Genomic DNA, 25,405 nt, shown 5'->3' with positions numbered 1-25,405 from the left:
CCACTCCACTATGTCAACATTTTATATACACCTGTAATGCTCAACCAAATCCGTGCTTTGTTGTAGTACAGCTCGGTGCCGGGGATGAGGATTTGTCCCGTAAAGCGAACGCAGGCGTCGCTACTGTTCTTCGGATTGCCTTAAGCATCGTAAGCATAGCGCCAGTTGCCAAACCCGGGCCATGCCATCGTAGCTCCCAAAGGATATTAAACACCCACACTTTATGTAGATATGTAATAAGCGGCAAGACTCAGACAAATACGATATTTTAATATCAAAATATTGTTGACTTGTCGTTTCATATGTTATTGAATCGGTGCCAACGAATTTTGGTCGGGTAGTAGCTCGTCTGGGATAATTATCGAGCTGTTAGTCGGTTGCATTGGTAGGTGCCTGACAGATCACAATGGAGTGTCAGGCATGAATCATCGTCAACAACTTTTAATTTTCATTTCTCTGTTATTCGTATCGCCCGCTGTCGTTGCGCAAACGACTTCATCCTCAATCTTTAACTACGACGCAAAAGGACGCCTCGTTGAGGTCGATAACGGCACCACGTTCATCGAGTACGCCTATGACAAGGCCGGCAATCGCATCGCTGTCGGGAATGAACGCCTGGATCAAATAATGGGTCCAGTCATTACTGAGTTCGAGGTGCCCATGATGGCATCTGGACTGGGCGACAATACTTATGTTACCTGGGCTTCCACGAACACCACATCCTGCGCCATAACGTTCGAGAATCAGGTGAACTCGTATCCTGATTTGCCGAGCTCGGGATACCTTTATATTCGCGTATTTGCATCCGGCGCTGTATTCCTGCAATGCGTGGATGGCAGCGAAAGTGCTGAATCCTCAAGCTACATATTTTATCAATCAGGGGGCGGAGGACCTATCGGAATTTAATCGCCGATGTCGTACCACACCAACCCTTACTGATTAAAATATAGGATCTTTGTTATGCACATTCGTACTCAGTTTTACACCGCAATCGTCATTGTTTGCGCGTTTTTCGCCGAGCCAGCAATCGCTCAGGAAGAGCAGTACAATATCAAGCCGCTGCAAGTGGCGCCTGACCCGAACAACGTTGACTTGTTAAGCGGTAAATTTAATCCGGACCTTCCCGTACTCGAGGTTCCTGCGGCGCCACGATTGACGCTAAGCACCTTGCAACAGTTCGACAGTAAAGTCGTCGGCCAGCTTTACAGCAATACGGGTGAGCGCAGTGAGAGCTTTTCCCTGACTTTTGGCGCTGAGGTTTCAGAGGCGTTCAAATGCACCTCCAATGGCTGTATGGCACAAAACAACACCGGCTCAACCTTCGACGGACAGGTCGGCAATAACATTTTCCGCTACGTGCAGGGTAAAACCGGTATTCGCGTAACCTACGCATCAAAAAGTTCCTATTTCGACTACAGCGGCGTTACGGGTTCCACGGTGCCTTCGCAAAGTACCTATTACGCCAGCCTCATTGACTACCCTGACGGTGAAACTGTTTCCATCACCTATGACAAAGCAACGCTACAGAACTCGGTCATTCTTCACCGGCCTGCGAAGATGGTTTCGAGCACGGGTTACGAAATGTCATTCAGTTATTTTTCCAATGACAGCGCCACAGGTGCGTCTGGCTGGTCGAAATTAAAGCGCGCTTCTATTGTGAAAACCTCCGCACCGACGGTGACCCTCGCAGAACTAGACTACCCAACCGACAGTAATGCGACCGATCTTGGCGGCAGAGACTGGCATTTTAGTGGCTTTACCAATGCGCTTGGTGCGAGTGAATCAGCAAAAACGTTCACCATGCGGGGGCCAGCGGATACCCAAGATCAACTTTCAATCTCAAGCGCGACGAGAAATTATGCAGGCAGTTATCATAACGATTTTGTGACCCGTGTGGTCAATGCCGGGCACGTTTATGATTACACCTATACCGGTCATGCCGAGGTGGGCTTCAGTACCGCACGACGCTTTTCACGTTTGGTTATCACAGGACCGGCGGGGTATCAGCGCACGTTAGAGTACTATCTGAAAGACACCCCCTACCCGCATCAGCTGATAAAAAGTGATACAGACTCAATTGGCAATACAACACACTACACCTACGTAGGCAATCGTATTGATACGGTCACCTTTCCCGAAGGAAATAAAGTCCAGTTTACCTATGACACCATGGGTAATATCACCAGCAAGCGCGCGATTGCAAAAGCTGGCTCAGGACTTGCCGACATCGTTGAGCGGGCAATTTACCCATCGGCGGCATCATGTACGGGGATCTTGTGTTACCGGCCACTTTACACCCTCGATGCGAAGGGCAATCGAACAGATTATACCTTTGATGCCGGGCATGGCGGCTTATTAACCCGCACGGAGCCTGCGGATGCCAGCGGCTTCCAGCGCCGTACCACACATTCCTATACCCTGATTGATGGCATTTATCGCCTCACCAGGACCACGGTATGCGCCATCGGCCAATGCGGTGGTTCACAGACCCAGATCACGACGTATACGTACTCGGGCTCGACAGGACTGATACAAACCAAAACACTTTCCAATGCCAGTGGTACATTGAGCCAAACCACGACCTACACCTATGATGCAGCGGGTCGGCCACTCATTGAAGACGGGCCGTTAAGCGGCAGTGATGATGCAACATCGTACCGTTATGATTTATCCGGCCGACCAACGTGGGAAATCGGTGCGCGCAACGCCGCCGGATTTTACCCGGCGCAGAAAACCACGTACCCAACGGTGAGTGCCCGCAGAACACTGGTACAAAGTGGCACCGTTGCCTCGCGCGGCAGTACCAGCCTGACAATGGATACGGTTCAGACAGACTATCTGGATGCGAACAACCGTGTCAGCAAATCGACAGTGGCGGCACCGTCGGCTTTAACGAAAGTGACGCAATTTACTTATGACACCAGAGGGCGGTTGTTGTGCGAAGCGACACGCATGAATGCTGCAAGTTTTGGTGCTTTGCCAGCTTCGGCATGTACCTTAGGCAGTGAAGGTAGTGCCGGACCTGACCGCATTACCAGCTATAGCTATGATGCGAACTCGAATCTTAAAAGTACCCTGACGGGGCTCGGTACCGCCGCTGAAGGTCTTGAGCAGTTCACGGTGTATACGGCGAACGGTGAGGTCAGCAGGCGTGAGGACGGTAATGGCAATAGTACAACGTACAGTTATGATGGGCATGACCGTCTGTACCGCACCACCTTCCCGGATGCGAGCTACGAGCAAAATGGTTATGACGCGAACGGTAATCTGACAGCGTTTCGCAAGCGTGATGGGGTGACGTTGATCCATAGCTACGATAGCCGGGATCAGCGTACAAGCTCGCTCATACCAAACGAAAACACCATTTACTTTAGCTATGACAGCCTGGGCCGTGAAACTCAGGTCACCCGTGGAGCACAAGTGGTGGCTTACGGTTATGATGGCCTGGGCCGACGTATCTCGGAACGTACGAACAATCGTACCCTGGTCTACAGTTACGATAGTGCAAGCCGTCGGACCCGCACGACCTTCCCGGATGGCTTCTTTGTGACCTACAGTCATGACGCGGGTGGGCGGCTGACGGATATTTTTGAAAATGGCACGACGGGCGTTATTGATTTTAGTTACGACCGCCCGGGTCGGGTCAGCCGCATTGAGCGTGCTGGCAGCACCATCACCACGTTCAGCTACGACGGCATGGGCCGGGTGCTTGATTTCGACCACCAGGGATTCAACGACAGCAGTTACAGCTATAATCCGGCCAGTCAGTTGCAGAGCAAAACGGTCAGCAACGCGGATTATCAAATTCAGGTGCCGACGCTAAGCACTGAATTTTACAGCGTGAATAACCTCAACCAGTATACGCAAGTCACTGTAGATGGTGCGCCGGAGTACGCGAACTACACCAGTGCGGGCAATCTGGCTGGTTTTGACGGTTGGAGCTATGTTTACGATGCCCATAATCGCCTGGTGGCAGCGAACGGTCCTGACGATACGGTAGCGCTTAGCTACGATGCCACGGGTCGCTTAACGCGTACGGTACACAACGGCGAAGTCATTGATTATCTGTACGACGGTGATGAACTGGTGGCGGAGTACAGCAGCTCAGGCACGCTGTTGCGGCGCTTTATTCATGGCCTTGGTAACGATGACCCGGTCATTCGTTATGAAGGTGCTGGCGTAAACGCCCGCCGTTATCTGCTGGCCGATGAGCGCGGCAGCATCATCGCCGAAATGACAAGCTCCGGTGCCCTGCTGCAAGCGCATCAGTACGATGCCTACGGCAACCCGAAGCACAGCAGCGATGCACGCTTTCGTTTTACCGGACAAATCCTCATCCCCGGCACCGAGCTGTACTACTACAAAGCACGGGTTTACCATCCGCGGCTGGGCCGGTTTATGCAAACCGACCCCATCGGCTACAAAGATGGCATGAACTGGTATGCTTATGTGAGGAATGACCCAATAAACTTAGCTGATCCAACTGGTAAAAACTCCGAAGAAGCGAACTTGTGGGCAAATATGCTTGGATTCAAATCTTCTTCTGAAGCTACTTCAAAGATAAATGATTCTATGGAGTCAGTTCGCCAGACAGTAGTCCACGCTTTGCCATCAAGGGAAACCGTTCATACGGTTGCAAACAGTGCGTCTCTTACGCTGGCGGTGGCTGCTGCAACAACACCGTGCACAGGTTTATGCGCGGGAGCATCGTTAGCTATTGATGCAGCTGTTGCCGTAGATCATTTAAGCCAAGGAGATATTAACAGTGCCGCTTTGACAATGTTACCGGGCGCAACTGGTGAAGCTGCTTCGGTAGCTCATAAAACTACTAAGGCAGTTGTTAATGTCGCAGAATCGGCCAAACGAGGTGCGGCTGCAAATGTATTAACAAATCAGGCTGTTAGTGGTACGCAAACGTATCAAGATAAGAAAGAAGAGGGTAATTAAGTTGAAGGCACTAGCGCTATTCTCATTCTCGTTGTTACTCTTCGTCTTGGCTGGCGTATATATAGCTGAAAGAGCGATGTTAGAAGACTGGCTCTGGGCAGGAATTTTGTTTTTGATTGGTTATCAATGGGTTCATTTATTTATCTTGAATAAAAACATGTACACTTTATATGTTGGTGAACCATTATATGCAAACAGCGGTAAGTACAAATATTTAAGAGTTTGGCACTTTTGTATAGGATTGGTTATTTGTATATCGTCTTCAATAGTTTGAATCAAAAACTACACTCGTGCGGGGCTTTTGTAGTGGCATACGAGTGTGTTCAACATTCTGTGTCAGCTACGACGACATGGGCTGGGTGCTTGATTGCGACTACCAGGGGATTTAACGACCGCAGTTACAGCTATAATCCGGCCAGTCAGTTGCAGCGAACGGCCCTGACGATACGGTAGCGCTTAGCTACGATGCTACCGGTCGCTTAACGCGCACGGTACACAACGGCGAAGTCATCGATTATCTGTACGACGGCGATGAGCTGGTGGCGGAGTATCACAGCAACGGCACGCTGTTACGCCGCTTTATTCATGGACTTGGCAACGATGACCCGGTCATTCGTTATGAAGGTGCTGGGGTCAACGCCCGCCGTTATCTGCTGGCCGATGAGCGTGGCAGCATCATCGCCGAAATGACAAGCTCCGGTGCCCTGCTGCAAGCGCATCAGTACGATGCCTACGGCAACCCGAAGCACAGCAGCGACGCACGCTTTCGTTTTACCGGACAAATCCTCATCCCCGGCACCGAGCTGTACTACTACAAAGCACGGGTTTACCATCCGCGGCTGGGCCGGTTTATGCAAACCGACCCCATCGGCTACAAAGATGGCATGAACTGGTACGCTTATGTTGGGAATGACCCGCTGAATGGGACGGACCCGACGGGGGAAATTGCTTTTGTTATACCTGCTATCCCTTGGGCTGCTGCTGCAATCAAAGCTGCGTTGTTTACTGGTAGCGCAGGGGTTGTGGCTTATGGCGCTTCAGAGGCCTACAATGAAATGTCTGATGACGATGGCTCAATTGACATCGAAGATGCGGCTGATCTTGTTGACGATTTGGCAGGTAAGGAGTTAATTGGTGAAATAGAAGCTGGCGAAGGAACAGTATTAGACGGTATGGGAGATCCAAAGTTTGATAAAGACACAGGAACGCATGATAAGGTAGTTAAAAATCGTCCAAATGCGGATGGTACTAAGACTGAATTACATACAGAACGACATAGAGAAACTCAAAGGGTCGATAGTGCTAAAATCAAGCAGGATGGTAGATTTAGTCGTAAAAACAATCAGTAACCGCATCTGCTATATGGAAAATAAAAATGATCGTTAAAAAATTAGCTAGCTCTTTATGTCAAGATGCGAACCTGTTGAAGGAAAGTAAAACGTACATTGTATACGCAATTTTATTTGACGAAGATGTTAAGTTTCTAGTTGAGGATGAAGATGTTTTTTCATTTCCATTTTTTGTATCAGCTAAAGAGGTGGAGATCATTGATAATAAGGTTTCAAGTTATTGGAAATATTCAAACCCTCTAACTAGAACCCCCAAATCCAGCTCTAGGTCTGCGATGCTTGCTTGTGAAGAAATGCTAGAACGCTTTTTTTATCAAACGCTAGTTGATGGGGAATTGAGTTCAAAAAGAAAGTGGGAATTGTTAAAGGAACGTTTAGATAAAGAGTTTGATTAACCAAGTGGTACTTGATAGCTGAGCGGATTGAATGAGTGTATTCAAGATTCTGTGTCAGCTACGACGACATGAGCCGGTTGCTTGATTGCGACTACCAGGAATTTAACGACCGCAGTTACAGCTATAGTCCGGTAAGTCAGTTGCAGCGAACGGCTCTGACGATGCGGTAGCGCTTAGCTACGATGCCACGGGTCGCTTAACGCGCACGGTACACAACGGCGAAAGCATCGATTATCTTTACGACGGCGATGAGCTGGTGGCGGAGTACAGCAGCTCAGGCACGCTGTTGCGGCGCTTTATTCATGGCCTTGGCAACGATGACCCGGTCATTCGTTATGAAGGTGCTGGCGTAAACGCCCGCCGTTATCTGCTGGCCGATGAGCGCGGCAGCATCATCGCCGAGATGACCGACAATGGCGCCCTGCTGCAAGCGCATCAGTACGATGCCTACGGCAACCCGAAGAACAGCAGCGATGCACGCTTTCGTTTCACCGGGCAAATCCTCATCCCCGGCACCGAGCTGTACTACTACAAAGCACGGGTTTACCATCCGCGGCTGGGCCGGTTTATGCAAACCGACCCCATCGGCTACAAAGATGGCATGAACTGGTATGCTTATGTGGGGAATAACCCGCTGAATGGGACGGATCCCACGGGTAAAGAATCCAAACTGGCTATTCAGCAAGATGCCAGCCTTAAAAAGTTCACTAGTGGCGAGAGCAGCAGGGAGGAAGCTACAAAAAACGTAGCAGAGCTTGCAGGTGGTGAGGTTGCAAAAACTATTATTGGAATCGCTACCCCTATGGGGATAGTTATGGATGTGGCGGAGGCGTTGGCTGACGGTGAGGTGCCAATAAACGAGGCTGCTGGTGAAGCGGGTGAGGCAGGTGCGGGCGGAATTACCGGGCAGATACAACGGGATATAGGTTCTGGTGGAAGTATTCGAGCAAGGGTGCTGAAATTCGGGATTGAACAAATTAGTGGAGAGGCGCTAAAAAAAGGCACTGAAAAGGTTGATGAATTAGTGAACGAAGAAATAGACCAAGCACTATGAACAGAAACAATCTATTACTGAAAATCGTTTTTTATCTTATTTGTGCATCATTTTGCGGGTATACATTTTACGATGGCCTTGTTTCAGATACGATTTATGTAAGAAGCAATGAAGTTCATATAAAGGATAATTTTGAAGCATATTACGTTCAGCTTAGCTTTTGGGCTCTCGGCGTTTTATTTTTTACTTACTTAATACTCGAAGCGCCGGTGAAGGCACTACTGAAAAAAATAAGGAAAGAGAATGAGTAAAGCTGCAACCATTTTGGCAATGTTGATGGTGTATTTGAGTGCTGATGTTTGTGCTAATGACTCTTTCGAAGGCGTTATCGAATATAAGATCCAAAGCAAAGCGTTAATACCGGAAATACCACAAGAACTTCTGGACTCAACCTATGGTAACTCGCAAACAATTTACTACGGAAAGGGTGGTCATTTCAGGATAGAAACTAACAGCACTGTCGGTAACTGGGAAATTTACCGAGCGGACGAAAACAAACAATATATTAAGACGAAACCGAACGCTGAAATAGAAGTTTTTGATGCATCAGAGGAAAACCGAGTCTTAAAGCATTTGACGGTTAAGGACGCGGAACTCAAAGTGCTCGGGCGCAATACGAAGTTAATTGAGATAGCTTATGAAGATGGAAGTATTTCAAGGTATTGGTACGCGCCAAGCCTGTATATCAACCCAGAGCCTTATGAAAATTTGAAATTCGCTTACTATGATAGGTATTGGGAAATTGCCAAGTCACCTTATCTTCAGCATGAGCGAATTCACGACACTTGGAAGGTCACCTACACCGCCGTTAATGTTGTTGAAAAAGAAGTTTCTGACGACTTGTTTCAGCCGCAATAAGTTGAATCTAAGAGGACGTTCAATATTCTGTCTCAGCCGCATCTCTCCATCAGCTAATTGCGACTTTCCCGCCGCCACATACACCTGGCAATCCACCGCCAAATCAGCAAGAATAGGCGCACTTTCCAGTATTTCCGCACTGTCAGCACAAGCTGACAGCAGCCCCAACAACGAGAGCAAAAAATATGGGACTCATTCTTAAACTGGTACTTGGTATTGTCTTCGGTACCTTGATTGGCTTGTACATGCCAGATTGGTTTACGCAGCTTTTGCTGACCTTTAAGGTTTTGTTCGGCGAGTTGCTGTTTTTTACCATTCCATTACTGATTCTGTTTTTCATCACCAGCGGTATTGCTGGCTTACCACAAAAATCAGGCAGACTACTCGGACGTACGCTGGTCATCGCCTATTTATCGACAATTTTGGCGGGCATCGCGGCGTATTTCATCGCCCGTCTGGTGGTGCCTTTATTGACCGCCGCAGGAACCGATGGCACCACTGCGACTGAAGTGCTGGAGCCCTTTATCACTGTCGATGTGCCGCCCGTGTTCGGCATTATGACGGCGCTCGTGTTGGCCTTTATTTTCGGCCTGGGAATAGCCGCAACCCAAGCGCTGCAGCTGAAACAGTTGTCGGACCAAGGTCGCGATATTATCGAACGCCTGTTGGCTAACGTTATTATTCCGTTGTTGCCGTTCTACATTGCTGGCGTGTTCGCTGGTATGGCACATGCAGGCACGGTTTTTCAAACCTTGCAAACCTTCGGTATCGTGTTGCTGATGGCGGTGGCGTTGCACTGGGTTTATCTGACGACCATGTATGTGCTTGCCGGACTGCGTCATGGTCGCAGCCCCTTTGGTCTATTGAAAACCATGTTGCCGGCCTACTTTACCGCGTTAGGTACGATGTCGAGCGCCGCTACTATCCCGGTCAGCTTACGCTGTGCGAAAGCGAACAAGGTTACGGATGACGTTGCCGACTTTGTCATTCCGTTGTGCGCTACCACACACCTTGCCGGCTCGACCATTACCATCGTCAGCTGTGCGCTGGCCGTGATGTTTTTACATGATTCACTGGCACTTCCCTCGTTTTTCACCATTTTGCCGTTTATCATGATGTTAGGCGTGGTGATGCTCGCTGCGCCAGGTGTACCAGGCGGCGCTGTGATGTCGGCGGTAGGTCTGTTAGGCTCAATGCTGGGCTTTGGTGAGACAGCGGTCGCTTTGATGATCGCGCTGTATATGGCGCAAGATAGTTTTGGCACCGCATGCAATGTTACAGGAGACGGCGCAATCGCGTTATTGGTGGATGAACGCAACAACAACTAAGTTCGCGCAATTTGGTTTTGATTACACCCGTTTCCGGTTCGGCTTACGGACCGGAAGCGCCGCCTGTCTGGCACTTTTTTTAGCCTGGGCGCTAGGCCTGGAACATCCTCAGTGGGCCGCCATGACCGTTTGGTCGGTATCCCAACCTACCCGCGGCTTGCTGCTGGAAAAAGCCGGCTTTCGGGCGCTGGGCACCATCATTGGCACCAGCGTCGGCATTTTGATCGTACTGATGACTCAGGACATCAACCTGCTTGCTGGCCTGATGCTGACCTTTTGGGTGGTGGCCTGTGTGTACGCCTCAACCCTCTTACACGGGCTTATCTCGTACGGCGCTGTACTGGCGGGTTACTCAGCCTCAATGGTGGTGTTGTTAACGCGTACCACGGACGCGCTGGTTTATATTGGTGTCGACCGCCTGGTAACCGTGATGCTGGGTATACTTACGGCCCTTATCATCGGCTGGTTGTTTACCTACAAACGCGCCGAGCAAACCCTGGTGAACAAAGTTCGCCGGCAGACCGCAGCCAACCTGCAGCTCCTGGCCAAGGCCTTCGACCAAGGCAGCATTGAGAAGCTGCCGGTCCATGATCACATCACTCAGCTCGCTCACCTTGAAACACAGCTGAACGACCACGGCAGCGGATCACCCTCGGCGCACCTGTCAGCGAAACTCTTTCGACGGCTCCTGAACGCCCAACTTGGTATTTTCGCGCAACTGGAAACCCTTCATTTCAGCGGCAAGAGCTTAACGCCCTACCCGGAATTAAGTGAGGCATTAAAGAGCTGTGCCCAGGCCATCATCGACAACGATACCAAACGTATGCGCGCCACCGTCATCGCGTTACGCCCCTTTGTGGCTAAAACTCCTATAGCTGATGCGTTTTTTGAGTTTGAGCAAGCTGCTACCGAGCGGCTCTCATTTCGCGAAAGTGGCGCGGTCGCGCAGTCCGTTCGTTCGCCCTCACTGTTGCTTCATCGCGACTGGCGCGGCGCCAAAGAGTCGGCCTTGCGTACCTTAGCGGTGATGGGGCTCATCAGTATACTCTGGGCCATCACCGGCTGGATGCCACTGGTCTTTCTATTGCTCGGTGCGTCCGTGATGCTGACCTTATTCTCAACCGCTGAAAACCCCGCAAAAACCATGTACTACGTATTCGTAGGGCAGGCCGCAGGCGCCTTTATCGCCGTCTCGATCCAAGCCTTTCTTTGGCCTCACACCGACAGCATTTTTACCATGTTGCTCTGCCTGGTACCCGTGGTGCTACTGGCGGGGATCCCGATGTCCCACAACCGCACTTCGCCGGGTTCTATGGACTTTGTCTTGGTATTTTTGCTACTCATGCAGCCGAACCTGCACTATCAGTTCGATGCGGTGCAATCGATTAGTATTGCGCTAGCGGTCACTGCCGCACCACTACTCGCTATGGCCAGCTACAAACTGGTATTCCCCACCAACCTGCGCAGCCGGCAGCGTCATTTGTTGCAGGCGCTGGAGCGTGAATTGCAGGATATCGAGCAACGTAAACTCACACTTCAGCAGCTCGAGCGTTATCGGGCGCGATTTTATCACCGCCTGTTTAAGCTCTATCAAATTGCCGACAAACTCGATTTCAACGCCAAGTTGACGGCCGCGCGGTGGTTATTAAGGGTGCAACAAGACTTAAATAAACACGAACCCAGTTAGCGGACACAAAAAAGCGAGCCGAAGCTCGCTTGGTTTGTTCTCCAACTAACTATTCGTGGCTATTGTGCACGATTTGGCACAATCCGCAGTTCAACCCGTCGGTTCATCTGACGACCACTTTCAGTGTCGTTGCTAGCCACTGGCTGCGACTCACCGAAACCTAACGCAGTAATACGACGCGAATCGACCCCATTCGAGTTGAGGTGATTGCTTACTGCTAATGCACGGCGCTCTGACAAGCGTTGATTGTATTCTTCAGAGCCAGTGCTGTCCGTATGTCCTTCAACCACCATAGTGGTCTTCTCGTACTTATTCAGCACACGTGCCACATCATTTAATACCGGATTAAAATTCGAAGCTATGACTGCGCTATCTGAGGCAAAGGTGATATTACTCGGCAACTGCAGACGAATCGTATCGCCGTCGCGGATCACCTCGACACCGCTGCCTTGCAATTCTTCGCGGAATTGCTGCTCCTGGCGGTCCATGTAGGCGCCAATTGCACTACCCGCCAGCGCGCCCACGGCGGCACCCCAGACATAACGGCTTTTATCGTGATCGCCCGTACCTTTACCCAGCAATGCCCCGGCAACTGCACCGATAGCAGCGCCTTTTTGAGTGTTACTCATCTGGCTTTGACAGCCCGCAACTGCGACGGCCGCAGCGACAACCAATGGAATCCATTTCTTCATAGGTAACCTCCCTAATTTTGGTGGACGTACTTACTTTGTTCGTCTTTACAAAGTAGCACATCGCTGCAAAATCGCGAGGTTGCTTTACACAAACTTTAGCTGCGTACTTTAGCTGTGTAGGAATCCTATTCTCAGCTCAGAAGGATGAATGGCCTGCCGGAGTGACTCTTAGCAACTGCCCTGAACTGCTATCGGTTAACACATAAATTGCGCCATCACTGGCAACGGTCACCGCGCGGATCCGCTGTTTATTCGGTTCCGCATCGGCTGCAGAATCGGTAAAGGATAACTCATGGGCAACCTGCCAACCGTTTTCACTAGTTTGCAGAACTTGCAGACGGCGCCCGGCTAACTGCGCGACCAGTAAAGCGCCTTCCCACTGCGAAAACAGGTCACCTTGATAGATCACCATATCGGCTGGTGCCAGGGAAGGCGTCCATTGATACTCGGGTGCCGTGACACCCGGCAAATCTTTATAAGGCGTGACCAGTGCACCGGTATAGTCGACGCCGTAGCTGGTCATGGGCCAGCCGTAATTCTTGCCTGCCTGCAAGCGGTTGAGTTCATCGCCACCGCGCGGACCATGCTCATGCTGCCAAATCACATTCTGTTCTGCATCATAAACCAATCCCTGACTGTTCCTATGGCCATAACTGAAAATATAGCCGCCAGCCTTATTCGGGAAAGGGTTCCCGGCAACCGCATCGCCGGTGGGACTCATGCGCACGATTTTGCCGATATGGTTATCAAGATTCTGTGCCTGCTCACGATAGTCAAAGCCATCGCCTAAGGTTAGCAGTAAGGTGCCATCGGGAAGCCATACCATGCGTCCACCGTAATGTGCAGCCCCCTCCCGAAGCGGTTGAGCAGTGAAGATCTTGGTCAGCCCAGTGACTTTTAGCGGCAAGCTACCACTTAACTTCCCTCGCACCACACAGGTCGAGTTTGCTGTTGCTGTGCCACAGGCGTAGCTGAAAAACACAGCTCTTGAGGTCGCAAAATCAGGTGCCAGACTCACCGCGAATAAGCCTGCCTGACCAGATACAAAGAGATCGGGAAGTACCAATGGGATGTCATCAATAAATCCCAACTCAGAAATACGCTTAAACCCGCCATCGCGCTCGGTCACCAAGAAATGAAGAGGGTGTCCGGGAAGTTCGACCAACGACCAGGGATGCTTGAGTTCATTCGCAATCACCATGACCCCAAACCCATTTGTCGGCTCCGCTTCCACATCTGGCACGTGTGACTGAGACGCTTGAGCCTGAGGAATAAGCAGCACAGCCGCCACCACGATGACCAACTCAAGACTCAGCCACAGCAGGATTTTTTTTACTTTCTTCCGCCAAGTACTCATACCACAGGCTCCTTAAGTTCTTGCTCGGTCGGATGCCACAGGCGATCAAACAACCACCCGGCTAAGGCGCCGGTTAACGACATACTGACAAGCCCCGGCCAACTGCGGGTTGCCGCTATAAGCGTGGGCATGGGTGCCAACTCGTTAACCACGTAGAAGCCAACCAGCAAGCCAACGAAACCCGCCAGCGTAAACCACCAACGTTCACCGTGGTCCAGCCAGCGTGAAATGGCATAGGCCACCGGCAGCGCAACGACCATTACCGCGGCAATAATTACTGCGAACGTCGGCGAAAAATGGAGAAGATCATGAATTATCGTAGAAATTCGGGTATCGAAGGAAATAGGAACGGAAAGCTCAACTAAGGCGGCAAGATTAAACTGTGTCTGGATGATACTACCCACTATCGCCGCAGCGACCATGGCCAGAACAAAGGCAATTATCATTCGAACCATACCGCCTCCAGTGGCAAAAATTAGTCGAACTGTACGGTCAGTCTATCGTCATTTGCATTAAATTGTAGACTCTTAATTTCACCTTTGCCTTCAATATTGACCAGGTTTTGCTGCTCCGACCATAACTCCTGTAATGCTTTGTGGCTGACCTCAAGACCGGTCACCTTCTTTGGCACAGGGGTTTCCTGATAAACCCAGAAATCACGGCCATCAACCTGATACCCCACACTCGATAACGGCAAGGGTTCGCCTTCCGCGGTCGCTAACTTAAACTTATCCAGCACATAGGCTGCAAACAGCGCACGGGTTTTTTCATCGGTGTGAATATCCACCTGCTGCTTTTGAAACAACTCTCCAACGGCGTGTTCAGCATCATGCAAATTGAAGCGGTGCATGATCTCGATATTACCGGTGCGTTCGTTAAAGAGAATCGTTGTAACAGCAGATTTTAGTTGGTGGGCAGCTACGCTACCCACCCACAAACAGGCCAGTAAACCAACGATCAACGACTTAGTTTTCATCGTTGTCGCTGTCCTCATCGCCTTTTAGCTTGCTCTTCGCTTCCTGCATCAGGTCACGACTGATATGGTCGGTGCCGCGCTCTGATTTATAGGCTTCGATACGTGAAGGGATGATTTTCCGCGGATAGTAGTTATTCTCGATATCCACATCTGCGGTTTCCCAGTTTGGATCTACTGCAAAACTCACCACTTCTTTGTCAGTAACAATCAACTTACTGACATCTTTCGTGTTGCGACGCCAGATTTCAGCAGGGATGCGATAATCTTCCGTCGTGCCATCTGCATAGGTCATCTGCAGTAAGATTGGCATCACCAGACCACCCAGATTGGAGAAATCCAAAACATAGTAGTTCTTATCTTCCGCAATGGCGCGATCGAATACCCGACGCTCCCATGGATCGAGCTTTTCAAGGAAACTTTGATAAGCGTTGCGTTGCTTGTTGGTCACGGTGAAGCGATCGTTTTCGTCATAAAAGTCGCGCACATCAGGGTTCATTTCGACCCACGTCTTACGACCTTCTATCTCATTGCGGCGTACGAAAAACGACACCGGCTTATCCGCTTGCTCCTGCCGACGGCGTTCCCAGTCGATGTCCGGATCTTGTGTATCCAAACGTAACTTGTAAACACGATCAAGGCTGATGTCGACATGATCGGTACTGTAGAACCAACCCCGCCAGAACCAGTCCAGATCAACACCTGACGCTTCTTCCATGGTCCGGAAGAAATCAGCGGGGGTCGGACGCTTGAACATCCAACGCTGCGCGTACTCACGGAAGGCAAAATCAAACAACTCACGGCCGAGAATAACTTCACGCAGAATATTCAGTGCGGCCGCAGGTTTACTGTAGGCGTTAGGGCCCAGGCGCAACACGCTATCTGACTGCGTCATGATAGGAACCTGCACCGATGACTTCATGTAATCAACGATACCACGTGGCTCAACGCCCCATGGAATCGAAGGATCCCACTCACGGCCGGCAACGCCGTCAAGGAAACTGTTCAGTCCCTCGTCCATCCAGGTCCACTGACGTTCGTCTGAGTTCACGATCATAGGAAAGTAGATGTGCCCAATCTCGTGAATCACAACACCAATTAAGAAGCGCTTCTCAGCTAGTGAATAGGTGCGTGTACCATCTTCCTGCAGCTCAGTACGCGGACCGTTGAAGGTAATCATTGGGTATTCCATGCCACCCACCGGACCGTTAACCGACTGTGAGGTCGGATACGGGTAATCAAACGAGAACCGGCTGTAAACTTCCATGGTGTGAATGACGGACTCAGTCGAGTATTTCTTCCACAAGTCGCCACCTTCTTTCGGGAAAAAGGACATGGCCATAACCAGCGGTTGTACGTCACCGCCTTGCTGGTAGCCTTTTGCATCCCACATGAACTTACGTGACGAAGCCCAGGCAAAATCGCGGACATTCTCTGCCGCAAAACGCCAAACTTTGCGCTTACTGGTGCCCTCTTTTTCGTTCTCAAGGGCTTCTTCTTCAGTCACCACAAATACGGGGCGATCAGCAGTTTTTGCCTTTTCCAGGCGACGCTGCTGTTCTTTGCTTAATACCTGCTTCGGGTTTTGCAAAACACCTGTTGCAGAGACAATATGATCCGCTGGTACATCAATATTGACTTCAAAATCACCAAATTCCATGGTGAACTCACCACGGCCTAGAAACTCTTTATTGGTCCAGGCTTCGTAATCGGTAAAAGCAGCAACCCGCGGATACCATTGCGCCAGTAAGAAGATATCATTACCACCTTCACGCGCATCGTCAGGGAAGTGCTCATAACCTGAGCGTGCACCCACTGCATCTTCTTCAACGATGTTAAAGCCAAAGTCTATGGCAAGTGAGGTACGTGCGCCTGGTGCCAATGGCTCTGCCAGGTCGACCCGCATGTTGGTGCCAACAATGGTGAAACTCAGTGATTGGCCTTCACCATTTTCGACATTGTTAATCGCAAAACCTAATTCGTTGTCAGTCATAAACTGCTGACGACGAAGCTCGCCCAGAGAGATACGCGCCGGCTTATCAATGCCGCGCAGGTCAGTGTCCGGATGACTACCGAAGGTTGCACTGCGCTCTGCTCTGGAATCGTTACGGAAAATGTTCTGGTCCAGCTGGATCCAGATGTATTTCAGGGTATATGGAGAGTTGTTCTGATAGCCGATGGTCTCTTTGGCATCGATACGACGCTTTTCTTCGTCTAAACGTACATTGATTTGATAGTCGGCTTGTTGCTGCCAATACTGCTCACCGGGTTCGCCAGCCGCACTGCGGTAAACGTTAGGGGTTGGCAATACTTCGTCTAACTGACGAAACTTATCTTCAAAGTCACCCTTGGTTTGCTTGATTGCCGAAGCAGATGCACTTCCATTTGCGCCAAAGCTCACCGCTGCAATGGCTGCAAAAGCAAGCCAAAAACTAGTACGTTGCATAGTCTTACTCATTGTTTCATAAAGGATCCGGAGACGTTACCAAAATTGGCCTGAATAGGCCATTTCACTGGTCGTAAAAAATTTCCATTTGTCGCATTAGATGCTTTACATTAGTCATTGTGTAACCGAAAGGACTTAATGTTGAACTCGCGAAGCCTAGAGAATCTATCCTTATCGTCATTCCGTTATCTGGCACTCATTAGCCTCTGGCTGCTGGTGTGGTGGGCGGCGATGCTGCTGGAATATCAACCGTATATCAGTCTCTGGTATCCGCCTGCAGGATTATCTCTCGCTGCATTTATCTTAATTGGCCGGCGAGCATTTTTGCCGGTTCTGGCTGCGGCAACTCTGGTCGGTTTCTGGATGTACTGGCAGGAGAATTCGCAACTCTCAATCTTGCAACAAGCTCAGCACTCATTACTACTCGGTAGCGCACACACCATTGCCTTTGCCCTAGGCGGGTTCTACTTTCGCCGTTTCGTCGGTTCCTGGGATATTCAGCATATCCCCCAGCGCGTTCTTTATTTTCTTATCATTATATTCCTGACCACTTTACTCGGTGCCTGGTTGGGACTCATCGCCTTCTATCTGATAGACACTATGACCCCAGCCGATGTTCTCAATAGCTGGTTAGCCTGGTGGATTGGCGATCTGGCGGGCGCACTCGTACTAACACCATTTTTCATGTTGGTATTAGGCCGTATATGGCAGCTGGACACCAGTTGGCTACGCCCATTAAACGTAAAAGTTTCTTCAGCGCCACTCTATCGACAGTTATGGAGCAAACGCCTCGTCCTCATGTTGGCGTTAGTGATGGTGGTGCTTGGTGCTGATTACCTATTTGGTCACCCTGCGATCGCCTATTTTATCTTCTTCCTGAGCGTTCCACAGTTATGGATCGTCTATACAGAGTCTATCGAAAGGTCATTGCTAAGCCTGGCCCTGACCAGCTTCTTTATCGCCGCCTGGTTCGGTTTTGTTGGCGTTGACGACCATGCCCTCACCTATCAGTTTGCACTTTGTGTCATTGCTGCCAATACCTATTTCGGGCTTTCGGTACCGTCGCTGTTACAACAGAACAAACAGCTTCACCAGCAGACTCAGATCGATAGCCTGACCCAGGTCGCGAGCCGCAATTACTTCCTCGCCTGTGCCGAACGTCAGCTGAGTGGGCGCCGGAGTCGAGACTTCCCCATCTCGCTGATGGTATTTGATCTGGATGAATTCAAAGCAATCAACGATGACTTCGGCCATCTGGTCGGCGATCAGGCCTTGATCATGGCCGCCCAGAGTATTCGGGCGCACATCCGACAATGCGATGTCATTGGTCGGTTCGGTGGCGATGAATTCCTACTGTTGCTACCCGACCAAAATCTCGAAGACGCCCATCGTACCGCCGAACGATTACGTTCCAAATTGCCGGCAATTCCTGTCGCAACTGGTATGATTCAGATTAAAGCAAGCTTTGGTATTGTTGAGATTAAAGCTGATGAGGATGTGAACGAAGCTCTGCAACGCGCTGACAAAGCCTTATTGAAAGCGAAGCGCAATGGCCGCGATCAGGTGGTATCATTTATCTAAACATTCTCTGAGTTTTGACTAGGGCACCACCAGTTATGCAAAGCACACGACCTACCATCGATATCCTTGTTGCCACCACTTCTGGAAACACGGAATATCTGGCCGATCAACTTAACGATCAACTCACAGAGCAGGGCTTCACCACGCGTATGCATTACGAACCTGATTACACAGAGCTGGTGAACGCTGTGACAACTGACACCTATTGGCTGGCGTGTATTGCCAGTCATGGCGCCGGTGAGTACGGCGACAGCATGCTCGCCTTTGCCGACGATCTGCACGCGAAGAAACCTCCACTAGATCCTCTTCATTACGCCGTTATTGCCGTTGGCGACAGTTGCTATGATACCTATTGCGAAGCGGGACGCGATTTTGATCGAACGCTCAAAGATCTTGGTGCAAAACGGCTTACTGAACGCCTCGAAATAGATATGTCGCGGGATGATCCGGAGAAAAAAGCATCAACATGGCTAGGATCTTTTACACAACTGCTGTGAGTAACGCTTGTATAAGATCCCCTGAGATCTGTATATACCCACTGTACAACTCTGTGTATAACTTGGCCTGTGGATAAGCACCCTAGTTATCCACCGGTTGATCAGAACAAGGATCATGCTCTGAACACATCTTTACAGATCGTTGTGATCCTTGATCCTTATGGGCTGCAAAGCCTTATCCACAGATTTTCCGATCCTAGTAGTAATAGTAATAAAAGATCAAAACAAAAGATCTTTAAATACTCTTAAGATCTTTAAAGCCTTTTTGAGCGAAATTTAACCGTTTCGATCCAGGCAAAAAACCGTTAAACTATTGGGCTACATTTTTTCTAGGATTACGTTTATGTCGAACACTTCAAACTACCATCAGCGTTATGACGTTATTGTCATTGGTGGTGGACATGCCGGTACTGAAGCAGCGCTTGCTGCAGCACGTATGGGATGTCAAACCCTCTTGTTGACGCATAACATCGAAACACTAGGACAAATGTCATGTAATCCGGCTATTGGCGGCATCGGTAAAGGACATTTGGTTAAAGAGATCGATGCGCTTGGCGGTGCTATGGCGCACGCAGCAGATCGCGCAGGTATCCAGTTCCGTACCCTAAATTCATCCAAAGGTCCCGCAGTACGTGCGACACGTGCTCAAGCCGATCGTGAACTCTACAAAGCTGCCATTCGCAGTACACTGGAAAACCAACCAAATTTGAGTTTATTTCAACAAGCCTGTGACGATCTGATCGTTGAAAATGATCGCGTTGTCGGTGTTGTGACCCAGATGGGCTTGAAGTTCGCTGCGAAAACAGTGGTGTTAACCGTAGGTACTTTTCTTGGTGGTCAGATCCATATTGGGTTAGAAAACTACCAGGGTGGCCGAGCTGGCGATCCACCGGCAAACGCATTAGCCAAACGCTTACGCGAACTGCCATTACGGGTTGATCGCCTGAAAACGGGTACACCACCACGTATTGATGCCAAAACGATCGATTTTTCAGTCATGCAGGAGCAACCTGGAGATAGCCCTACGCCGTTGTTCTCGTTTATGGGCAAAGCTGAAGATCATCCGCAGCAAATTAGCTGTTACATCACCCATACCAACGATCAAACCCATGAGGTAATTCGTGGTGGATTGGATCGTTCACCCATGTACTCAGGCGTCATCGAGGGTGTTGGACCACGCTACTGCCCGTCGATCGAAGACAAAGTGATGCGCTTTGCTGATAAAAATTCCCACCAGATCTTTGTCGAACCTGAGGGTTTGAACACCCATGAGGTGTATCCAAACGGCATTTCTACCAGTTTACCCTTTGATGTTCAGGTGCAATTGGTCCGGTCAATTAAGGGCTTCGAGAACGCGCATATCACGCGACCAGGCTATGCCATCGAATACGATTATTTTGATCCACGTGATCTGCAACAAACTTTGGAAACCAAATACATCCAGGGTCTATTCTTCGCTGGTCAGATTAACGGCACAACAGGCTATGAAGAAGCTGGTGCGCAAGGGCTGGTAGCTGGTCTTAACGCGGCTCGCCAAGCTCAGGACAAAGACGGCTGGGCGCCGCGCCGCGACAACTCCTACATGGGCGTGTTGATCGATGATCTGTCGACACTTGGCACCAAAGAACCCTATCGCATGTTCACTTCGCGCGCCGAATACCGCTTGTTATTACGCGAAGATAACGCTGACATGCGATTGACCGAAACAGGTCGCGAACTCGGGTTGGTGGACGATGCACGCTGGGCTCGTTTTAACGAAAAAATGGAAGCTATCGCGCAAGAGCAGCAGCGTTTACGCAGTACTTGGATCCACAAAGATCATCCGGCAGTAAATGCGGTGAATGAGCTGGTGAAAACGCCGATCACCAAAGAGGTTAGCGGTGAAGATCTCTTGCGTCGTCCGGAAATCACTTACAACGCGATGATGGCAATTCCTGAATTAGGCCCTGCGCTTGCTGATGCGCAAGCGGCTGAACAGGTTGAGATCCAAACCAAGTATGCCGGTTACATTGAGCGGCAAAAAGATGAGATTGCTAAGCAATTGCGGCACGAAAATACGTTGCTTCCGATGGGCTTTGATTATGCAGGCATCAAAGGATTATCGTACGAAGTCATTGCCAAATTGAATGAGCATCAACCGGAAACCGTTGGTAAAGCAGCGCGTATTTCGGGCGTGACCCCAGCGGCGATCTCCATGCTGCTGGTCCATCTGAAAAAACAAGGATTGCTGCGCAAAAGCGCATAGGTATTATGCAAACGAAACTTAATGGACTACTTACTGAAGCAGGGCTGACAATCCCTGTTTCGCAACAGCAACAACTGGTGCGTTTGGTAGAATTGCTGGCAAAATGGAATAAGGCTTACAATTTGACTTCTGTGCGCGACCCGGAGCAAATGCTCAGTCGCCATATTGTGGATAGTTTGGTAGTGTTACCTTTCCTCTCAGGTCATCGCTTTATTGACGTGGGTACCGGGCCTGGCCTACCAGGTTTACCGTTAGCCATTGTGCAGCCAGAGAAAGAGTTTGTGTTGTTGGACAGCTTAGGAAAACGGATTCGTTTTATTCGCCAGGTCTGCCATGAACTCGGCATCAACAATGTAAATGCTGTGCAAAGTCGGGTGGAGAACTATGATCCAGAAACTAAATTTGATGGTGTCATCAGTAGAGCCTTTGCGTCGCTTAATGATATGCTCAACTGGTGTCGGCACTTGCCAACAGCAGACGGACAGTTTTATGCCCTCAAGGGCGTTTATCCGCAAGCGGAACTAGACACTTTACCGGCGCACTATAACGTCGAGAAAGTAGTTGAACTCAAAGTTCCAGGGGTCGATGCAGAGCGGCATTTGGTCATCATCTCAACAAGAGGTTAGCTTCACGTGGGTAGAATAATAGCCATTGCAAATCAAAAAGGTGGGGTCGGTAAAACCACGACCGCAGTGAATTTGGCTGCTTCAATGGCCGCGACCCGACGTAAAGTCTTATTGATTGATCTCGATCCTCAAGGCAATGCGACCATGGGCAGTGGCATCGACAAATACGATGTTGAGAATACCGCCTACGAGCTCCTAGTGGATCAGAAACCTGCGCAAGAAGTGATTGTTACCGAAACCAACGGTAAGTATCACCTGGTGGCGGCAAACAGTGATGTGACCGCCGCAGATATCAAATTAATGGAAGCTTTTGCCCGCGAACAACGTCTGGCAAACGCCCTGCAGCCGGTGCGTGATAATTACGATTACATTTTTATCGACTGTCCTCCTTCGCTGAGCATGCTGACCGTTAATGCGATGGCGGCGGCTGACTCTGTTTTAGTCCCTATGCAGTGTGAATATTACGCCCTGGAGGGGTTAACCGCCTTGATGGATACCATCGAGCGGCTGGCTGAAGCAGTGAACCCTAAACTTGCGATTGAAGGTATTTTACGCACCATGTATGACCCGCGTAATCGCCTGGCTAATGATGTATCTGAGCAACTGAAAGCACATTTTGGTAGCAAAGTTTACCGTACGGTTATTCCCCGCAATGTACGACTTGCTGAAGCGCCAAGTTTTGGCGCACCTGCCATGTATTACGATAAATCCTCCACCGGCGCGAAAGCATATTTATCGCTTGCGGGTGAGCTGATTCGTCGTGCAGAACAACAAAAAAAAGCCGAAGCAGCGGCTGAAGCCTGAGGAACCTGAGCTTTATGTCTGTCAAGAAACGAGGACTAGGACGCGGTTTAGATGCGTTACTCACCACGAGCAAAAATGCCCGTGATCATGAACAACCCGAAAGTGAGCCAATGCATGACCTGAGCAAGGGAGAATTGCAAAAGCTCCCTATCGAGTTCTTACAGCCAGGTAAATATCAGCCACGCAAAGATATGTCACCAGAAGCGCTGGAAGATCTGGCTGCCTCGGTAAAAGCTCAGGGTATTATTCAGCCCATCGTGGTACGTGAAGTCGATACCGATCGCTACGAGATTATTGCCGGTGAGCGCCGCTGGCGTGCTGCGCAGATGGCGCGGCTCAGCGAAGTCCCTTGTCTGGTCAAAGACGTGCCAGATGAAGCAGCGGTTGCTATCGCGCTCATCGAAAACATTCAACGCGAAGATTTAAACTCCATGGAAGAAGCCACGGCGTTGCAACGCTTGTTGGACGAATTCCAGTTGACCCATCAGGAGGTGGCCGATGCCGTTGGTAAATCGCGGGCAACGGTGACCAACTTGTTACGTCTGAACAACCTCGAACAGGAATCCAAAACCTTGCTGGAACGAGGCGATATCGAACTTGGCCACGCGAAATTATTATTAGCCCTGCAGGGTGAACAACAAAGCGAAATTGCCCGTACTATTGCAGCAAAAGCTATGACGGTACGGGAAGCGGAAAAATTGGTTCGCAATGCGTTGGAACCGAAAAAAGAGTCCGCACCGAAGCAACCTGATGCTGATATTCAGCGGCTGGAGCAGCGTTTGAGCGAAAGTCTTGGTGCTGCAGTAGCTATTAATCATGGTCGCAAAGGCAAAGGAAAAGTGGTCATTAATTACAGTAGCTTAGACGAGCTCGACGGAATCCTTACGCATTTCCAACTCAGCGATGAGTCGTAAAGCTATGGCGTCGAGTTGCAATTTGTTTGCAATTAGGGCGCAAATCTTTATACTAGCGCGGGCTTTTTAACGAGGTTTTTAGCCCTTGAGTGAGACGTTAACACAGTCCGGAAAACAACTCGCAGCCAAACTGTTGCGGGTTCAGGCAGGCGCCATATTTTTACTGGCCTGCACGTTTTCGTTAGTGACATCGTACGAATACTTTTGGGGTGTTGTTGGTGGCGGAGTCGTCGTCATGATTCCAACAGCACTCTTTGCATGGCGCGCTTTTGCCCAAGGTGGCGCGCGCTCGGCGCAACAAGTCGTCAGTAATTTTTTTGCCGGTGAGGCGCTGAAAGTGAGCCTTACTGTAGTCCTTTTGGTCGCACTGTTGATGCTGACTTCGCTCCCGCTCGTAGCGGTTTGTAGCGGCTACATCACAGTGTTGTTCATCCAGTGGCTGGCACCAATTTTGTTTTTAAAATCAACTTAAAATTGTGGGAATTAAGATGGCTGCAGAAGAGTTAACGCTCCAGAGCCACATTCAGCACCACTTAACTAACGCCAAGATGTGCTCAACCGAAAATGGTTTTGCATTCAACAAAGCGTGTAGTGAAGCAGGGTTCTGGACGTGGCACATTGACACACTCGCCTGGTCGATCGGATTAGGCATTCTGTTCTTAATGATATTCCGTAGCGCGGCGAAAAAAGCGCATACGGGTATTCCCGGTAAGTTTCAGTGCTTTATCGAAATGATCGTTGAGTTCGTTTCTGATAACGTGCGCGATACCTTCCATGGTAAGAGCAAGCTCATAGCACCACTGGCGTTGACGATCTTCGTCTGGGTGTTCCTGATGAACTTGATGGATCTTATTCCTGTGGACTTCCTGCCGGCGTTTGCTGGCTATGTTGGCGAAACAGCCTTCGGCGTGGATTCTCATGATGTTTACATGAAGATCGTGCCAACGACCGATATCAACATGACCGCAGCCCTGGCGCTTGGCGTATTCCTGTTGATGATTGGTTACGGCATCCGCATGAAAGGCATCGTTGGCTTTATTAAAGAGCTGACTCTGCACCCATTTAATTCAAGCAACACAGTGGTTCAGATTATTCTGATTCCATTTAACCTGTTGCTCGAGACTATCGCACTTGTCGCGAAGCCGTTCTCACTTGCGTTACGTTTGTTCGGTAACCTGTATGCCGGTGAGCTAATCTTCATTCTGATTGGTGCGGTTGGCTTAATGCAGTTGCCGTTACACTTTGTGTGGGCTGTGTTCCACATCCTGGTTATCGTGCTGCAGGCGTTCGTGTTCATGATGCTGACCATTGTTTATCTGAGTATGGCCAGCTCTGAGAGTCACTAGTTTTTAGTATTAACTTTTTAATTTAACTTTAACTTCAACCTTTGAAATATCGGAGAAAACAATGGAACTAATGTTAGGTCTTAAGTATATCGCTGTAGCACTATTGATCGGTTTCGGTGCAATCGGTACTGCAGTCGGTTTCGGTAACATGGGTGGTAAATTCCTGGAAGCGTGTGCACGTCAGCCAGAATTAGCGCCTTCTCTGCAAGTTAAAATGTTCATCTTGGCGGGTCTGATCGATGCGGTAGCAATGATCGGTGTTGGTATCGCCATGGTTCTGTTGTTCGTTCTGTAAGGCTCGATTAA

The 25,405-nt window shown here is 49.8% G+C and carries 22 protein-coding genes and 1 pseudogene; 18 read left to right on the top strand and 5 right to left on the bottom strand.

What is annotated here, in order from left to right:
• Positions 1-420: 420 nt before the first annotated feature.
• From J6J28_RS07840 to J6J28_RS07800, 9 genes and pseudogenes are all read left to right on the top strand, one after another.
• The gene (locus J6J28_RS07840) at positions 421-906 is read left to right on the top strand and encodes an RHS repeat domain-containing protein (RefSeq protein ID WP_301720921.1); all 486 of its coding nucleotides are present in this window, start codon (positions 421-423) and stop codon (positions 904-906) included.
• Between the two features lie 54 nt (positions 907-960).
• Complete coding sequence (locus tag J6J28_RS07835) at positions 961-4,947, top strand: RHS repeat domain-containing protein (RefSeq protein ID WP_301720919.1); 3,987 nt, start codon at positions 961-963, stop codon at positions 4,945-4,947.
• Between the two features lie 461 nt (positions 4,948-5,408).
• A pseudogene (locus J6J28_RS07830) lies at positions 5,409-6,296 on the top strand (RHS repeat-associated core domain-containing protein); the annotation flags it as partial.
• Positions 6,297-6,322: 26 nt separating this feature from the next.
• Complete coding sequence (locus tag J6J28_RS07825; protein ID WP_301720915.1) at positions 6,323-6,691, top strand: hypothetical protein; 369 nt, start codon at positions 6,323-6,325, stop codon at positions 6,689-6,691.
• A gap of 35 nt (positions 6,692-6,726) precedes the next feature.
• On the top strand, positions 6,727-6,861 hold the full coding sequence (locus tag J6J28_RS07820) for a hypothetical protein (protein ID WP_301720914.1): 135 nt from the start codon (positions 6,727-6,729) through the stop codon (positions 6,859-6,861).
• Positions 6,862-6,917: 56 nt separating this feature from the next.
• On the top strand, positions 6,918-7,745 hold the full coding sequence (locus J6J28_RS07815; protein ID WP_470383462.1) for an RHS repeat-associated core domain-containing protein: 828 nt from the start codon (positions 6,918-6,920) through the stop codon (positions 7,743-7,745).
• A gap of 243 nt (positions 7,746-7,988) precedes the next feature.
• Complete coding sequence (locus J6J28_RS07810; protein ID WP_301720912.1) at positions 7,989-8,603, top strand: hypothetical protein; 615 nt, start codon at positions 7,989-7,991, stop codon at positions 8,601-8,603.
• Between the two features lie 185 nt (positions 8,604-8,788).
• Entirely contained in the window at positions 8,789-9,931 is a 1,143-nt protein-coding gene (locus J6J28_RS07805) for a dicarboxylate/amino acid:cation symporter (protein ID WP_301720910.1), read from the top strand.
• Positions 9,912-11,618: an FUSC family protein gene (locus J6J28_RS07800; protein WP_301720909.1), complete on the top strand. Its 1,707-nt coding sequence runs from the start codon at positions 9,912-9,914 to the stop codon at positions 11,616-11,618. Before J6J28_RS07805 ends, J6J28_RS07800 begins: the two co-directional genes overlap by 20 nt.
• Positions 11,619-11,677: 59 nt before the next feature.
• On the opposite strand, the gene J6J28_RS07795 is transcribed toward J6J28_RS07800, so the two are convergent.
• The 5 genes from J6J28_RS07795 to J6J28_RS07775 all read right to left on the bottom strand — a co-directional run bounded on the left by J6J28_RS07795 (position 11,678) and on the right by J6J28_RS07775 (position 17,086).
• Complete coding sequence (locus J6J28_RS07795) at positions 11,678-12,310, bottom strand: YiaD family glycine zipper/OmpA-like lipoprotein (protein WP_301720908.1); 633 nt, start codon at positions 12,308-12,310, stop codon at positions 11,678-11,680.
• Between the two features lie 136 nt (positions 12,311-12,446).
• Positions 12,447-13,667: a PQQ-dependent sugar dehydrogenase gene (locus tag J6J28_RS07790; protein ID WP_301720907.1), complete on the bottom strand. Its 1,221-nt coding sequence runs from the start codon at positions 13,665-13,667 to the stop codon at positions 12,447-12,449.
• Complete coding sequence (locus J6J28_RS07785; protein ID WP_301720906.1) at positions 13,664-14,122, bottom strand: hypothetical protein; 459 nt, start codon at positions 14,120-14,122, stop codon at positions 13,664-13,666. Before J6J28_RS07785 ends, J6J28_RS07790 begins: the two co-directional genes overlap by 4 nt.
• Positions 14,123-14,142: 20 nt before the next feature.
• Positions 14,143-14,643 (bottom strand): DUF6702 family protein, encoded by a 501-nt coding sequence (locus J6J28_RS07780; protein ID WP_301720905.1) that lies wholly within the window; start codon positions 14,641-14,643, stop codon positions 14,143-14,145.
• Positions 14,633-17,086 carry a M1 family metallopeptidase gene (locus J6J28_RS07775; protein WP_301720903.1) on the bottom strand — a complete coding sequence of 818 codons (2,454 nt, stop codon included), beginning with the start codon at positions 17,084-17,086 and terminating at the stop codon, positions 14,633-14,635. The genes J6J28_RS07780 and J6J28_RS07775 overlap by 11 nt, the downstream gene beginning before the upstream one ends.
• Before the next feature lie 138 nt (positions 17,087-17,224).
• On the opposite strand from J6J28_RS07775, the gene J6J28_RS07770 reads away from it, so the two are divergent.
• The 9 genes from J6J28_RS07770 (at position 17,225) to atpE (ending at position 25,394) form a co-directional block, all read left to right on the top strand.
• Positions 17,225-18,667, top strand: a complete 1,443-nt coding sequence (locus J6J28_RS07770; protein ID WP_301720902.1) for a GGDEF domain-containing protein — start codon at positions 17,225-17,227, stop codon at positions 18,665-18,667.
• A 35-nt stretch (positions 18,668-18,702) separates the two neighbouring features.
• Positions 18,703-19,164, top strand: coding sequence for a flavodoxin domain-containing protein (locus tag J6J28_RS07765; protein ID WP_301720901.1), 462 nt, complete (start codon positions 18,703-18,705; stop codon positions 19,162-19,164).
• Positions 19,165-19,507: 343 nt separating this feature from the next.
• On the top strand, positions 19,508-21,409 hold the full coding sequence (gene mnmG, locus J6J28_RS07760; RefSeq protein WP_301720899.1) for a tRNA uridine-5-carboxymethylaminomethyl(34) synthesis enzyme MnmG: 1,902 nt from the start codon (positions 19,508-19,510) through the stop codon (positions 21,407-21,409).
• Between the two features lie 5 nt (positions 21,410-21,414).
• Positions 21,415-22,035, top strand: a complete 621-nt coding sequence (rsmG, locus tag J6J28_RS07755) for a 16S rRNA (guanine(527)-N(7))-methyltransferase RsmG (RefSeq protein ID WP_301720898.1) — start codon at positions 21,415-21,417, stop codon at positions 22,033-22,035.
• Positions 22,036-22,041: 6 nt separating this feature from the next.
• On the top strand, positions 22,042-22,839 hold the full coding sequence (locus tag J6J28_RS07750; protein WP_301720897.1) for a ParA family protein: 798 nt from the start codon (positions 22,042-22,044) through the stop codon (positions 22,837-22,839).
• Between the two features lie 14 nt (positions 22,840-22,853).
• Entirely contained in the window at positions 22,854-23,753 is a 900-nt protein-coding gene (locus tag J6J28_RS07745; RefSeq protein WP_301720896.1) for a ParB/RepB/Spo0J family partition protein, read from the top strand.
• An 85-nt stretch (positions 23,754-23,838) separates the two neighbouring features.
• Positions 23,839-24,225 (top strand): ATP synthase subunit I, encoded by a 387-nt coding sequence (locus J6J28_RS07740; RefSeq protein WP_301720895.1) that lies wholly within the window; start codon positions 23,839-23,841, stop codon positions 24,223-24,225.
• 16 nt (positions 24,226-24,241) lie between these two features.
• Positions 24,242-25,099 (top strand): F0F1 ATP synthase subunit A, encoded by an 858-nt coding sequence (gene atpB / locus J6J28_RS07735; protein WP_301720894.1) that lies wholly within the window; start codon positions 24,242-24,244, stop codon positions 25,097-25,099.
• A gap of 61 nt (positions 25,100-25,160) precedes the next feature.
• On the top strand, positions 25,161-25,394 hold the full coding sequence (gene atpE / locus J6J28_RS07730; protein ID WP_034733567.1) for a F0F1 ATP synthase subunit C: 234 nt from the start codon (positions 25,161-25,163) through the stop codon (positions 25,392-25,394).
• Positions 25,395-25,405 lie beyond the last annotated feature (11 nt).

The organism is Pseudidiomarina terrestris (assembly GCF_030466375.1).
Taxonomy (GTDB): domain Bacteria; phylum Pseudomonadota; class Gammaproteobacteria; order Enterobacterales; family Alteromonadaceae; genus Pseudidiomarina; species Pseudidiomarina terrestris.
This window is presented reverse-complemented; position numbering and strand designations above follow the sequence as displayed.

Coding starts and splice junctions, on each gene's coding strand:
- J6J28_RS07775 (WP_301720903.1), bottom strand. CDS start 17,086: ATGCAACGTACTAGTTTTTGGCTTGCTTTTGCAGCCATTGCAGCGGTG.
- mnmG (WP_301720899.1), top strand. CDS start 19,508: ATGTCGAACACTTCAAACTACCATCAGCGTTATGACGTTATTGTCATT.
- J6J28_RS07745 (WP_301720896.1), top strand. CDS start 22,854: ATGTCTGTCAAGAAACGAGGACTAGGACGCGGTTTAGATGCGTTACTC.
- J6J28_RS07810 (WP_301720912.1), top strand. CDS start 7,989: ATGAGTAAAGCTGCAACCATTTTGGCAATGTTGATGGTGTATTTGAGT.
- J6J28_RS07770 (WP_301720902.1), top strand. CDS start 17,225: ATGTTGAACTCGCGAAGCCTAGAGAATCTATCCTTATCGTCATTCCGT.
- J6J28_RS07765 (WP_301720901.1), top strand. CDS start 18,703: ATGCAAAGCACACGACCTACCATCGATATCCTTGTTGCCACCACTTCT.
- J6J28_RS07805 (WP_301720910.1), top strand. CDS start 8,789: ATGGGACTCATTCTTAAACTGGTACTTGGTATTGTCTTCGGTACCTTG.
- rsmG (WP_301720898.1), top strand. CDS start 21,415: ATGCAAACGAAACTTAATGGACTACTTACTGAAGCAGGGCTGACAATC.
- J6J28_RS07825 (WP_301720915.1), top strand. CDS start 6,323: ATGATCGTTAAAAAATTAGCTAGCTCTTTATGTCAAGATGCGAACCTG.
- J6J28_RS07780 (WP_301720905.1), bottom strand. CDS start 14,643: ATGAAAACTAAGTCGTTGATCGTTGGTTTACTGGCCTGTTTGTGGGTG.
- J6J28_RS07785 (WP_301720906.1), bottom strand. CDS start 14,122: ATGGTTCGAATGATAATTGCCTTTGTTCTGGCCATGGTCGCTGCGGCG.
- J6J28_RS07795 (WP_301720908.1), bottom strand. CDS start 12,310: ATGAAGAAATGGATTCCATTGGTTGTCGCTGCGGCCGTCGCAGTTGCG.
- J6J28_RS07800 (WP_301720909.1), top strand. CDS start 9,912: ATGAACGCAACAACAACTAAGTTCGCGCAATTTGGTTTTGATTACACC.
- atpE (WP_034733567.1), top strand. CDS start 25,161: ATGGAACTAATGTTAGGTCTTAAGTATATCGCTGTAGCACTATTGATC.
- atpB (WP_301720894.1), top strand. CDS start 24,242: ATGGCTGCAGAAGAGTTAACGCTCCAGAGCCACATTCAGCACCACTTA.
- J6J28_RS07835 (WP_301720919.1), top strand. CDS start 961: ATGCACATTCGTACTCAGTTTTACACCGCAATCGTCATTGTTTGCGCG.
- J6J28_RS07840 (WP_301720921.1), top strand. CDS start 421: ATGAATCATCGTCAACAACTTTTAATTTTCATTTCTCTGTTATTCGTA.
- J6J28_RS07790 (WP_301720907.1), bottom strand. CDS start 13,667: ATGAGTACTTGGCGGAAGAAAGTAAAAAAAATCCTGCTGTGGCTGAGT.